Source organism: Streptomyces sp. NPDC048441, from assembly GCF_043200235.1.
In the GTDB taxonomy this organism is placed as follows: Bacteria; Actinomycetota; Actinomycetes; order Streptomycetales; family Streptomycetaceae; genus Streptomyces.
In genome coordinates this window covers 393,082-406,066 of sequence record NZ_JBICXM010000007.1, presented here as the reverse complement: position 1 = coordinate 406,066, position 12,985 = coordinate 393,082, and the positions used below count along the sequence as shown (strand labels likewise).

At 67.8% G+C, this 12,985-nt stretch carries 10 protein-coding genes; 1 reads left to right on the top strand and 9 read right to left on the bottom strand.

Translation table 11 applies throughout. From position 1 onward, the window contains the following. Positions 1–33: 33 nt before the first annotated feature. The 7 genes from ACGFSB_RS20550 to ACGFSB_RS20520 form a co-directional block, all read right to left on the bottom strand. Positions 34–1,665 carry a M4 family metallopeptidase gene (locus tag ACGFSB_RS20550; protein ID WP_393401024.1) on the bottom strand — a complete coding sequence of 544 codons (1,632 nt, stop codon included), beginning with the start codon at positions 1,663–1,665 and terminating at the stop codon, positions 34–36. Between the two features lie 597 nt (positions 1,666–2,262). Beyond that, positions 2,263–2,973, bottom strand: a complete 711-nt coding sequence (locus ACGFSB_RS20545) for a maleylpyruvate isomerase family mycothiol-dependent enzyme (protein ID WP_393401022.1) — start codon at positions 2,971–2,973, stop codon at positions 2,263–2,265. A 195-nt stretch (positions 2,974–3,168) separates the two neighbouring features. Continuing rightward, positions 3,169–4,692, bottom strand: a complete 1,524-nt coding sequence (locus ACGFSB_RS20540) for an aldehyde dehydrogenase family protein (protein ID WP_393401019.1) — start codon at positions 4,690–4,692, stop codon at positions 3,169–3,171. A gap of 205 nt (positions 4,693–4,897) precedes the next feature. Next, on the bottom strand, positions 4,898–6,154 hold the full coding sequence (locus ACGFSB_RS20535; RefSeq protein WP_393401017.1) for a GAF domain-containing protein: 1,257 nt from the start codon (positions 6,152–6,154) through the stop codon (positions 4,898–4,900). A gap of 86 nt (positions 6,155–6,240) precedes the next feature. After that, entirely contained in the window at positions 6,241–6,840 is a 600-nt protein-coding gene (locus ACGFSB_RS20530) for an N-acetylmuramoyl-L-alanine amidase (RefSeq protein ID WP_393401015.1), read from the bottom strand. Positions 6,841–6,879: 39 nt separating this feature from the next. Next, entirely contained in the window at positions 6,880–7,893 is a 1,014-nt protein-coding gene (locus ACGFSB_RS20525; protein ID WP_393401012.1) for an acetamidase/formamidase family protein, read from the bottom strand. Between the two features lie 307 nt (positions 7,894–8,200). Beyond that, the gene (locus ACGFSB_RS20520) at positions 8,201–9,616 is read right to left on the bottom strand and encodes a tetratricopeptide repeat protein (RefSeq protein ID WP_393401010.1); all 1,416 of its coding nucleotides are present in this window, start codon (positions 9,614–9,616) and stop codon (positions 8,201–8,203) included. Positions 9,617–9,713: 97 nt separating this feature from the next. On the opposite strand from ACGFSB_RS20520, the gene ACGFSB_RS20515 reads away from it, so the two are divergent. Next, positions 9,714–10,586, top strand: coding sequence for a hypothetical protein (locus ACGFSB_RS20515; RefSeq protein WP_393401008.1), 873 nt, complete (start codon positions 9,714–9,716; stop codon positions 10,584–10,586). A 42-nt stretch (positions 10,587–10,628) separates the two neighbouring features. Here ACGFSB_RS20515 and ACGFSB_RS20510 read toward each other — a convergent pair whose 3' ends face one another. Continuing rightward, on the bottom strand, positions 10,629–11,888 hold the full coding sequence (locus tag ACGFSB_RS20510) for an MFS transporter (RefSeq protein WP_393401006.1): 1,260 nt from the start codon (positions 11,886–11,888) through the stop codon (positions 10,629–10,631). Further along, positions 11,888–12,826, bottom strand: coding sequence for a MerR family transcriptional regulator (locus ACGFSB_RS20505; protein ID WP_393401004.1), 939 nt, complete (start codon positions 12,824–12,826; stop codon positions 11,888–11,890). The genes ACGFSB_RS20510 and ACGFSB_RS20505 overlap by 1 nt, the downstream gene beginning before the upstream one ends. Positions 12,827–12,985: the final 159 nt, after the last annotated feature.

The window sequence follows — 12,985 nt, the reverse complement described above, 5'->3', positions numbered from 1 at the left end:
TTCGGATGCCGCCCCTGAAGTGACTGACCGGGGTTACTTGACGTTGACGCCGGTCCAGGCAGCGGCCACGCGCTTGTACTCGGTGGAATCTGCGCCGTACAGGTCCTTCGCGGCGCGCAGCGTGCCCTTGCGGGCCGCCTTGTAGTCGGTGGTCGTCGTGAAGTACGTCGTCAGGGCCTTGAACCAGATCTTCTCGGCCTTGCCGCGTCCGATGCCCAGCACCTTGGAGCCGTCGGCAGTCGGTGAGTTGTACTCGACGCCGTTGATCCGCTTCTTGCCGCTGCCCTCGGACAGCAGGTAGAAGAAGTGGTTGGCAATGCCCGAGGAGTAGTGGACGTCGACGTTGCCGGCGTTGGCGTTCCACTTGTCCAGGGAGGCGCCGTCCTTGCTCGGCTTGTCCATGTAGCGCAGCGGGGTACCGTCGCCGTTGATGTCGATCTTCTCGCCGATAAGGTAGTCGCCGACGTCCTTGGGGTTCTTGGCCTTGAACTCCACGGCAGCGGCGAAGATGTCCGAGGTGGCCTCGTTCAGGCCGCCGGACTCGCCGTTGTACTCCATGTTGCCGGTGGCCGAGGTGACACCGTGCGTCATCTCGTGGGCGGCCACGTCGATCGAGGTGAGGGGCTTCTTATTGCCCTCGCCGTCGCCGTACGTCATGCAGAAGCAGCTGTCGTCCCAGAAGGCGTTGACGTAGTTGTTGCTGAAGTGGACCCGCGAGGTCGCGCCCTTGCCGTCACCGTTGATGCCATTACGGCCGTGCACCGACTTGTAGTAGTCCCAGGTGAGCTGGGCGCCGTAGGCGGCGTCGACACCGGCGGTCTGCGCGCTCGTGGGCTTGCCGTTGCCCCAGATGTCGTTGGCATCCTTGAACAGCTTGCCGGCGCCGCTCTCCGCGTGCTTCAGGTCGAAGGTGCGGTGGCCGCCTCGGGCCTTGTCGGTCAGCTCGTAGCCGCTCGTGCCCTTCTTGGAGCCGACCGTGACCTTGCCGCTGTACTGGCTGTTGCCCGTACCGTTCTCGATGGCCTCGTACTGGTACAGCTTCTTCCCGCTCGCGGCGTCCGTGATGACGTGGAGCCTGCTGGGCGTGCCGTCCTTCTGCACACCGGTGACGACCGTCTCGTATGCGAGGACGGGCTTGCCGGAGGCGGCCCAGATCACCTTGCGCGGAGCCTGCGCGTCGGCCTGCGCGGTCTTCGCGTTCGCGGCGGTCGACTCGGCGGACTTGGCGACGGAGGATCCGCTCAGCTTCGCGTCGGTGGAGGTGACCTTGACTGTGTCCTCGGTCGCCTTGGTGACGCCCTTCAGTTCGCCGCTCTTGGCGGTGTGCACGACGAGGTCGCCGCCGAGGACAGGCAGGCCGTCGTAGGTGCGCTCGTAGCGGGTGTGGGTGGTTCCGTCGGCGTCCTTGACGACGTCGCGGACGACGAGCTTCTCCTTCGCACCGAGGCCGATCCGCTCGGCGGTCGCCGATCTCTCGACGCTCGCGTCCCGGAGGAGGTCCGCGCGGGCCGACGCCGAGAGGGCGACGGGAGAGCCCGACGGCTCGTTGTCCTTGTCCGGCTGGGCGGAGGCGCCGGTGGTCAGTCCGGCGGCGAGCAGCGCTCCGGCGGCGACGGCGGTGGCGATCGCGAGCGTCGAACGCTTACGGGATATGTGAGAGGTCACACGGGCTCCATCTGTGGGGGCCCGGGAGGCATGGAGGGCCGCCCGGAGCAGAAAATGACGCGATGCGGGCGTGCAGCGTGGTGCCGTACGTGCAGCGTGTTGCGGGGAAGAGTGTCATTCCAACCAGGTACATGTCAGCATTTTGGCTGGATGTTGGCCGGATATGGTCCGTTGAGTGATGGTCGACATACGCAATACGAACAAGTCATGAACGCGGGCGGCATCGGCAACGCGCTTTCCACGCCGCAGAGTTGATCGACCGCGGCGGCGATATGGCTCGGCGAGGGCGCTGCCCAGGGTGAGACTTACGGGTGGGTCACCTTTCAACTGTTAATGCAGCGCGTCGTTGACCGCCGAGGTGACCGCGGCGCCGGAGTCCAGAAGGGCGAGGTCCGCGGCGCTCTGGAAGGTCCTGCCACCAGAAACTGCCCAACCATCAGCACAAGGACCGTTGCAGTACTAGTCCTTCACGAGGTTGGAAAACGCTCACTGCGGAACCGAGTTGGTCAGTGCCTGGGCCGGATCGTGGTGCGTGGTGCAGGCGGGCACTCGCGGTACTGTCACGCGTCTCGCATGATGACGCGCCCAGACATGCTTTCAGAGGAAGACGCGCGCCACCTCCAGCCACTTCTGAGCGTCCTCGCCGTTCGCCGTCATGTTGGTCTCGGACCAAGGGCGACGCCGGGTGACACACAGGCAGAAGTCGATTGCGCCGCCCCGTACCCGTTGCGCGGCAGCCTCGGGGCCCCACACCCAGGTCCGTCCGTCAGGTGCTGTCAGCTCGACGCGGAAGGGGTCCGCCGGCTCAGGCAGTCCCACGGCGGCGAACGACAGCGCCCGCCCCAACACCCCCAGCGACGCCACGTGCTGCAGTCGATCCGTCGGGCGGTGCGCCACGCCCACAGCATCGAAGACGTCCTGCCCGTGTGCCCAGGTTTCCATCAGACGAAGGGGTGCCATCAGGGCCGGGGTCACCTTCGACATGTACCAGGGGAACGCGTGGTGCCATGGCGTGTCCCGCAGTGCCGCCGCCAGTTCCGCTCGACCGGCCCGCCACTCGTCCAGAAGTACCGGCCGTGGTGTGGCCGTTCCAGTAGCGGCGGCCTCGTCCGCGTACCCGCTGCCTTCGGTTTCCGCCCGACTGAGCTCGGCGCCGAACGCGCCCGGAGTGCCGCATCGACGACGAGCTGTGCCGCCAGCACCGGATCGGGGAAGGACACGACGCTGAGCCGAGCCAACGACAGGGCGGAAGAGACACGTGAGCCTCAGGTCCTTCGGGTCGCGCGGTGATGCGGCGCAGGTCTTCACCGCGATGACGTCATGACCTGCAAAGGCGGAGGCGGAGTCCGATCTTTTCGCACGACGTTTGGTCCGCGACTGGTCCGGGAGACGCTCCCTGACGTGGCGACCGGCAGCGCGGGAAGATCAAGCGACTGCAGACGGTAGCCGCTTGTTCGGGTTGTCTGGCGGGCAAAGAGACGCCAGACAACCCGACTTCAGCCTCTAGAAGAACCCAAGTTTCTTCGGGCTGTATGAAACCAAAAGGTTCTTCGTCTGCTGATAGTGCTCCAGCATCATCTTGTGCGTCTCGCGCCCGATTCCGGACTGCTTGTACCCGCCGAAGGCGGCATGTGCGGGATACGCGTGGTAGCAGTTCGTCCAGACCCGGCCAGCCTGGATCGCACGGCCCGCACGGTAGGCGGTGTTCATGTCGCGCGTCCACACTCCGGCGCCCAGGCCGTAGAGCGTGTCGTTGGCGGTCTTGATCGCGTCGTCGAAGTCGTTGAACGACGCGACCGCGACGACCGGGCCGAAGATCTCCTCCTGGAAGATCCTCATGCGGTTGTCGCCCTCGAAGATCGTCGGCTGGACGTAGTAGCCACCGGCCAACTCGCCGTCGTACGTGATCCGCTGACCGCCCGTCAGGACCTTGGCTCCCTCCTGCTGGCCGATGTCCAGATAGGAGAGGATCTTCTCCAGCTGGTCGTTGGAGGCCTGGGCGCCGATCATCGTGTCGGTGTCCAGCGGGTGCCCCGGCACGATCTGCTCCGTGCGGGCTACCGCCGCCTCCATGAACTCGTTGTAGTGACCCCGCTGGACGAGGGCGCGTGATGGACAGGTGCAGACCTCGCCGTTGTTGAGGGCGAACATGGTGAAGCCCTCGAGCGCCTTGTCGCGGAAGTCGTCGTTGGCGGCCCACACGTCGTCGAAGAAGATGTTCGGCGACTTCCCGCCCAGCTCCAGCGTCACCGGCTTGATGTTCTCCGAGGCGTACTGCATGATCAGCCGCCCCGTCGTGGTCTCACCGGTGAAGGCGACCTTCGCGACGCGTGGGCTGGAGGCGAGGGGCTTGCCCGCCTCGACGCCGAAGCCGTTGATGATGTTGACGACGCCCGGTGGCAGCAGGTCGGCGACCAGGCTCATCCAGTAGTGGATGGAGGCCGGGGTCTGCTCGGCGGGCTTGAGGACCACCGCATTGCCCGCGGCGAGGGCCGGGGCCAGCTTCCATGTCGCCATCAGGATCGGGAAGTTCCACGGGATGATCTGCGCGACGACGCCGAGCGGCTCGTGGAAGTGGTACGCGATGGTGTCCTCGTCGACCTCGCTCAGCGACCCCTCCTGTGCGCGGATGACGCCCGCGAAGTAGCGGAAGTGGTCGATGGCGAGCGGGATGTCGGCCGCCAGGGTCTCGCGGACCGGCTTGCCGTTCTCCCAGCTCTCGGCCACCGCGAGCTGTTCGAGGTTCGCCTCCATGCGGTCGGCGATCTTCCGCAGGACGTCCGCGCGTTCGGTCGCGGAGGTGCGGCCCCAAGCGGGTGCGGCGGCATGTGCCGCGTCCAGTGCACGCTCGACGTCCTCGGCCGTACCGCGGGCGATCTCCGTGAAGGGCTGTCCGTTGATCGGGCTCGGGTTCTCGAAGTACTGGCCTCGGGCGGGCGGCACATACTCTCCGCCGATGAAGTGGTCGTAGCGGGCTTGGTAGGAGACGACTGCGCCGTCGGTGCCGGGCGCTGCGTAACGGGTCATCTTGGTGGCCTCCCGGGGAAGGCTGCCCGCCGTTGGGCAGCTCTCGCCCGGAGGTTAGGAGGGCGGACGTTGCATGTACGTTGCGTGCGCCGGCCGCCAGCGGGTTCGCCCACGTCGTGTGCGCTGCCCGGCGGTTCGTTGGCCTGCTTGGCAAGCCGTATGCAGCCCGTCGGTGTCGCGTACCTGCTCGGCAGGGTCGGCTCTCCTACCTCGTGTCCGCCAACTCCGAGTCCAGCTCGCGGAGGCGGGCAAGCACCGGCGGCGTCGCCCGTACCTGCGCCAGCGCGCGCCATACCGCGAGGTCGTCCTCGCCCCACGGGGTGTGCGCCCAGTCGGCCAGGAGGTCGGGGTCGCGACGTGCGACGAGCGCCGCCCGCAGCTGGTCGGCGAGCCTGCGCCGCAGCCGCGCCACGGCAGGAGCCTGCGAAGCGGGCAGCAGCGGCCCCGCGTACGCGGCGGCGGCAGCGGTGACCGCCCCCGTACCGAGCCGCCGCTCGACGGTGTCGACGTCCGACTCGACCGGCACCGCGAGCCGGTACGGGCGCGACCTCAGCAAATCCGGCCCCAGAACGCGCCGCAGCCGGGCCAGCTCGGCTCGCAACGTCACCGGCGTCACCGACTCGTCCTCATACAACGCGCACAGCAGCTCGTCACCGGTGAGGCCTTCCGGGTGGCGGGCGAGCAGGACAAGGATCTCGCTGTGCCTGCGGCTCAGCCGCACCTTGCGGCCGCCGGTCAGCAGCATCGCCTCATCACGGCCGAGCGCGGTGAGCACCACGGTGTCCCCGACCTCCAGCGGCGGGGTCAGCAAGGCCAGTTGGGACTCCGCCGCCCGTGCGACCGCCTGCACGAAGGCGAGACTGTGCGGGTGCGCGAGACCATCGCCCCCGGTGATGTCCACGGCCCCGATCAGCCGCCCGGTACGTGGATCATGAACTGGAGCTGCTGCACACGTCCACGGCTGGACATGTCGGATGAAGTGCTCGGCCGCGAACACCTGCACCGGCCGATCCACCGCCACCGCCGTACCCGGAGCATTCGTCCCCATCGCGGACTCAGCCCACCGCGCACCCGGCACGAAGTTCATCCGCCCCGCCTTCTGCCGAGTCGCGGAGTGGCCCTCGACCCAGAGCAGCCTGCCGTGCGCGTCGCACACCGCGAGGAGATGCTCACCGTCCATCGCGAACGTGCCCATCAGCTCACGGAACAGCGGCATCACCCCGGCCAGCGGATGCTCGGCCCGATACGAACCGAGGTCCCCGTCGGTGAGGTCCACCGCCGCGCCGGTGTCCTCCGGGCTGACCCGAGCCCTGGCCGAACGCCGCCACGAGTCGGCGACCACGGAACGCACCGGCCGCGCGACGGTCCCCGCCTCGGTGAACCTCTCGTGGGCGCGACGCAGCACTCGCACCCGTTCGGAGGGATCGGCGCCGGTTTCCAGGGCCACCCATGGTTCGGTCAATTCGGCCTCCCGGGACGGCGATGCGGTGTTGCCATCGTCGCCCCGTGAGCGTTCGCCGACAAGCGGCGCGGCATGACCGAGAGGTGTCAGGCGTCGTTGACGAGACGGATGTAGCGCGTCCAGTCCCAATGTGGTCCCGGATCGGTGTGGTCGGTTCCGGGCACTTCGACGTGCCCGATGATGTGATCGCGGTCCTTGGGAATGCCGTACTTGATGCAGATGGCCGAGGTCAGCAGCGCGGACTGCTCGTACATCGCGTCGGTGAAGTACTCGGGCTGATCCACCCATCCTTCGTGCTCGATGCCGATGCTGCGGGTGTTGTAGTCCCAGTTGCCCGCGTGCCAGCCGACATTGCGTTCGCGGACGCACTGGGCGATGTGGCCGTCCTTGGAGCGGACCACATAGTGGGACGACACCTTCTTCGCCGGGTTCTGGAAGATGGCCAGGGCGTCGGCGTAGGTCTCCTGGGTGACGTGGACGATCACGTAGTCGACGGGGTAGGTGCTGGGACGGTTGGCGGCCGTGTAGTTGGAGGTGCTTGCGGGAACCGACTCGGCGAGCGGGTAGTCGACGGCGCGGGGGCCGGCCGAGGCGCGGGGGGCGGGGAGGAGCGCGGCGGGGACGGCGGCCAGGGCCGCGCCCTGCAACAGCCGGCGCCTGCTGGGGAATCGTCTTGCTCGATCCATGGCTGACCTACCTCTCGGTGGGGGGAACAGCTGGACTCTTCAGTGGGGGAGCAGCACGGCGGTCTCACGCAGCCGTGCGTGCAGCCCCCGGTGAGTTTCGCGCGGGGGCAGCCACTCCTTGCGGAGCTTGGCCACGCACGTGTAGTTGGTGTCGCAGACGTTGGCCAGCGGTGACTCGACGGTCTGCGTCGCGAACTGGTAGGCGTCGAGCTCGCTGAAGCCGTAGTCGCGTACCAGCCATTGCACCAGGTCGAGTTGGGATATTCGGAAGGCGTCCTCGAGCGGGCGTGCCGAGCCGGTCGAGATGATGTGGGTGTCGGACTCCAGACGCGGCCAGGGCGTGGCGATCCCCTTCAGGAGCTCGACGATCACGACGGTGTTCATGGCGCACTCGACGGCGACACCACAGGTCTCGCCCTCGCCCTGCCGTGCGTGTCCGTCGCCCAGGCTCAGGAGCGCACCGTCCACATTCACCCCGAGGTAGCAGGTGACTCCGGCCCGCATCTCGGGTGTGTCCATGTTGCCGCCGTGCGCGTCGGGCACGAGCGCCGAGCGCACCTCCAGATTGGCCGGCGCCACGCCCACCGTGCCGTGCATCGGATCCATCGGCAGCGCGACCTCGAAGTCACTGTCACGCGCGCTGAAGTGCGCGGTGCGCCGCTCCCGGTCGAGCTGCCATATCCACACGGTTTCGGGCAGCGGTGGCTGAAGCGATGCCGTGGAGTGAGTGGAGGTGAGGGCCCCGAACAGAGGGACCGTCGTGGACGCCGCCCAGTCGCGAGCCGGTTCGATCGACGCGAAATGGACGGCAACCGTGTCGCCCGGCTCCGCGCCCTCGACATAGAAGGGGCCGGTCTGCGGATTCAGGAACGGGAACTGACAGACCTCGGACACCAGATCCTTCTCGGAGCGCACCTTCCCCGCGAAACAGTCCTCCGTGTACAGGTCGAGGACTGTGCCCGGAGCGATCCGCGCCACGGGTGGCGCACCGCCGAACGTCCAGGCGAACTCGCCCGGCTCGGGCCGTACGGTCAGGATCCGGGACTGGCTCATGGCAGGGGTGCTCCGCTCTGTCCGATGGTTCCGCGACGCAGCCCCGGATTCGTATCCCCTTGACATCTGAATCCCCCCGATCCACATGGGCGCGACCCCGTCGCCAGGGGTGGCGTCTCGCGTGAATTACGTTACGGCGCCTGCTCGTTGGGGCGGAAGGGCGCGATCTGAATCTGTGCACAGCACCGTGATTGTGGATAACGCGGCCACTCTTGAGGGGGACACGGGGGATGAATGAGGGAACGGCGACCAGGGCCGCACGCTCAGGGCGGGCGAGCTCACCCCGGTCGATGGCACGCGGTCGGACTCAGCCCAAGGCGGCGGCACCGGCAGCAGCCTGTTCCTCGGCACGGGTCCGGGCGGTCGCAGCCTGGACCGTGTCACCGAGCTGATCGGCAAGGCGGGCCCGCGCCTGCCAGTTGTAGGGGCAGATGGGGCGCAGGCTGATGCGTTCGCTGAGCAGGGTGCGTGCGAGATCGTGTCGACCGGAGCGAATGGTTCCCTCCACCAGCGTGCGCTGGATGGCATCGCGCTGTGCGTGGCTGCCACCAAAGGAGTTGAGGTGGTTCCGGATCGGAGCGAGTAGCTCCACCACCCTGGCGTACTGCCGCTGGCGGTAGGCGATGAGGGCCCGGCACACCGGGAGCCCGATGTCGCGTGTCATCGCGTGGTTGGACACCGACGGGTCGGCCCGGGTGAGCCACTGCTCGCGGTCCTTCACCAGCCGCTCGGCATCGGAGAGCCGCCCGGACCCCGCGTACGCCATCACGGCATGGACATCATTGAAGGCGTAGTACGCGCGGTCCTCGCGCCCGGCCCATGCCTCGGCGATCGCCGCCCAGCGGGTCTCGACGTCGACGTCGGCGAGGAGCAGCCGCCACAACAGGGCGGAGGCGTCCAGGAGTTCCATCGCGAGCCCCTGCGAATCCTCGTTGTGGAGCGTGTTGTCGTAGACAGCGAGAACTCGTTCGATGCTCCCCGCCTCCAACGCGTACAGGGCGTAGTGCCACGAATTGTGGACGGAAAGGTAGTTGCCGTCAGCCCAGTCCTCGGTGCGCGCGTCCAGATATCGGATCCCCTCGCCGAACAGTCCACGCATCTCGTACGTGTGGACCACCGCATGGATGCCCCACACATCCCGCGGATGCCGTTCGACCGCCTGCAGACCGGTCTCCTCAGCCTGGCCGTAGTGCCCGGATTCCTCGAGCCCGAAGGCGTACATCCCCAACAGCGGGCCGAGGTGCGGGTCATCTCCGTCCCACGAGGAGAGCGCGCCACCGATCCGGTCACGCAACCGCTGGGCGTCGCCCGAGAGGAAGTCGATCTGGTGCCCGACAGCCAGGGCGAGGCCGTCACGGGGAAACTCGGTGCTGATCTCACCGAGGATATCTCCGGCGCCGAGCATGTCTCCGTCCAGCCACGCCTCGGCAGCCCTCGTGTGCATCTTCTCGCGAGGCGAGAGCCCCGAGAGGTCGATCGCACCGTGGAAGGCTCCGAAGGACCGCCGGGCCTCGGCGGCATCCTTCTCCTCGGTGCCGAGAAGCGCGAGGTAGGCGTGGAAGACGTGACCCATTGCGGAACCCGGAGAGGCGGTCACCATTGCCTGAGCCTCGTCGGCGACTTCCGCACGGAAGAACAACAGCGCGTCGAGCGCCCGTTCGTAGTGGCGTACGGCTTCGTCGCTGGTGCCGCTCATCGCGTGGGTGTGCCGGTCCGTCTCCATCGCTGTCCCTGCTCCCGTCGGCTTTGTCGCAGTCCCGCGATTCTGCCCGCGCCGCACGAAGGTGACGCTCGGTTCACCGGAACGACATACTGCCGCCGTGCACCCCTTCCGCTTCGAGCGCGTTCACAAGAGCGGCGTGAACATCCATCGCTACACGCCTGGCAAACAGCGAGCCGTGACCCGCAACTGGCCAGGCCTGTTCCAGGATTGGCCAGAAGCCGCCACACCGTTCACCGAGTACGCCGTGAACAACGACAACATGGAGGAGGTGGCCGTCTACGTGGGTCTGATGTGGCGCCTCACCGAGGGCCTGTCCCGCTACGCGATCCCGGCGTACTACCGACAGGATGCCGAGTGGTTTCTCCAGCAAACACCCGTCCTCGTCGACTGGGAATACGAAGTCGAAGCCGAGGCGCTGACGGCCGCATCACGTGACAAGGGGTTCGTCCCTGGCCGCTCCACTCATGGGGCCCGACCGGGACTCACCTCCTGGCGTGCGGAGGATGCCCGGCGCGCCGGTCTGTTCCGCCTGGCCACACCACGCGACCTTGTGCGGATGCTGCGCGCTGTGCTCCTCGATGCGTCATCAGAGATCACCCTCTTCGCCGTCGCGCCCGGCCAAGCGCGACACGCCGCTCTGGTCCGTGCGCTGTGCGGAGCGAATCGCCCGAACCTTGCCGACGTCCTTACAGATGCCGACGTACTTGCCGAATCCGACGTCCTTTCCGGTACGGGCGTCCCAACTGAAGAGGACGTCTTTGTCGACCTGACCATCGGCTCGGACATCGGGTACTACGACTCGATCATGATCGCGTCACGCGCCGACCTGCGGCCACGTATCGAGACTCTGGTTGCCGATTACCAGAACAGGATCACCGCCTACGAGGGCAGAGCGGAGGACTTTCCCGATATGGCTGCCTTCTTGCGTGCGATGCGGCGTCTCTCCGGGATCTCACTGGACGCCGAATGACGCCTGGCGCTCCGCGCAGGGCCACACCGGTCGCAAACCTTGTCACGGCTTCCGGGTTCGAGCGTTCCAGCCGAGTGCGGCGGCCGACAGGGCGACCGCCGGTATCAGCAGCAGCGCTGTCCTGCTTCCCTTCACCTCCGCGACGTATGCGAACACCGCAGCGCCTGTCGCGCCGCCGACCATGTCGAGGCTGCTGAGCCAGGCCATGGTCTCGGTGACGCGCCCCTCAGGGGCCAGGTCGCCGCCCGCCGTACGCAGCGTCGCGAAGACGGAGCCGATGACCAGCCCGGCCAGCGGGCAGACCAGGAGCACCGCGAGTGGCGACCAGCGTGTGGCCAGAGCCAGCGCGACCGCCCCCGCCGCGAAACCGCAGAGCAGTACGGACGTCTTTGGCCCGGCGAGCAGCAGATTCGGTACGGCGCCCAGAGCGAGGCTGCCCAGGACGCTGCCGATGGACAGGACTCCCAAGTACAAGCCGGTGAATCCGGCCGCGTGGTACTCCCGCGCATAGATCGGCAGCACCACGTCCAGGGCGGTCACCGCCATGACGAAGAGGGCGTCTGCGGCCAGCAAGCGCCGCAGGGGAGCGGATGACAGGGCGCCAAGCCGCCGCCCGGCGCGAGCCGAACGTGGCGGTGGTCCCGGTGTGCTGATCAGTAGGCCGACCGCACCGGCCGTCAGTACCGCCACGGCCGCGAACGGCGCGACCGGTGAGACCGAAGAGCTCAGCCAACTGGCGAGCACAGGGCCGGTGATCAGCGCGGTGCCCATCATGGAGGAGTCCAGGGCCATCGCCGTGGCAAGCGTCCCAGTGTCCGTGGAGTGGTGCCACACCGAGCGCATCATCACGGCAACGGGAGGGGCGCTCGCCCCCATGACCGCGGCGAGCCCCAGGATCGCGGCGACGGACCCGCCGCCGCGCACCACCAGGACCAACAGCACGGTAGCCGTCAGGTACCCGGCCAGACAGCCGAGCAGGACCGTGCGGGGGGCGTGTCGGTCGATGAGTCGACCGCGCAGGGGAGCGGTTGTACCTTGGCCGACCGCCAAGGCGCTGACCGCAAGGCCCGCGGTCCCATACGAGTGATTCCGGCTGACCAGGAGCAGCAGACTCAGCCCGGCCATGCTGGGCGGCAGCTTCGACGCCAGGCCGATCCCGGCGAGCCGCCAGAAGCCGGGTACGTCCATCAGGTCGTGGTAGCTGGAGAGGTATCGCCGCGGTGCGGCGTCCAGCAACTCGGTGGGGCCGGTCGACCCAGCAGGTTCGGTGGAGGCGGCGGAGATCGAGCCCGAGCGGCCCACTACCGAGGCGTCCGGGCACGCAGGGCCTGGACGGCCCAGGCAAGCACCGGCGCCAGACTCTCAGGCGCAGGCCAGCCGTTGATCACGGCGAGCAGTGCCAGATACCGGTCTCTGCGGGGGTCGTCCATCGTCTCCAGACGGGTTACCAGGCGCTGGCGGACCTCGGCGTTATCGGGGACGCCGAGAATATGGGCATAGTGCGCCGAGAGCGCCGTGACGATCGGCTCGGCCTGCGGCGAGGTCGGGTCGGTGCCCGCCTCGACAGCCGTAGTGACTTGTGCGCGGACGGCCTCGGCGAGGATGCGGGGCAGTCCTGTGGCGTCGTCCGGGGCCCGGTCGGACGCCAGGTCCCCGGCCATTCCCCGCATGGTGGAGCGAAATCCCGGATCCTGGAACAGATCGGCCAGTTCCACCCATGCCTCGACCTGCTCGGCCTCAGGGTTGTCGGGCAATTCGGGGGTCAACGAGCGGATGACTGCAGGGAATGCCGGGTGGTCGTGCAGACCCTCGAAGACAGTGTCGAGGAAATCATCGATGAGGCGTTGGCGTTCGTCTTCGGAGAGTTTGGCCAGCTTGTGCATCAGTTCCAATTCTTCTGGTGTGGAGCTGCGCTTGGCTACCGCTGTCAGGATCGCTCGCCGCAGTCGGAGCACGCGGATCTGCACCTCCAGTGCGTCCGCGTGCGCCGAGGCGACCGCGGGCAGCGAGACCTCGTGGTCCAGGACCTTCCGAATGGTGGGCAGGTCAAGTCCCAGGTCGCGCAAGGTGCGTACGAGATCGAGGCGGGCCACTGCGTCGGTGTCGTACAGGCGGTAGCCGGCCGGACTGCGGTCGGCGGGCGGAACGATGCCCGCGTCGGAGTAGAACCGGACGGTCTTGACCGTCAGCCCAGTCCGCCGCGCCAGTTCGCCGATCGAGTAGAGCGTGTCGCCGTTCATGTCCTTCACCTTTACGTCTCCCCTTACAGGAGACTCAAGCTCTCCTACAGGAGAATCGAGCCCCGTCACCTACGGGCGCGGAGTGCGGCATCTGCGGCGTATCCGGAGCTTTCAGAGCCGCCAGCAGATGCCGGATCGCGGGGGACAGTGGCTCGGGAC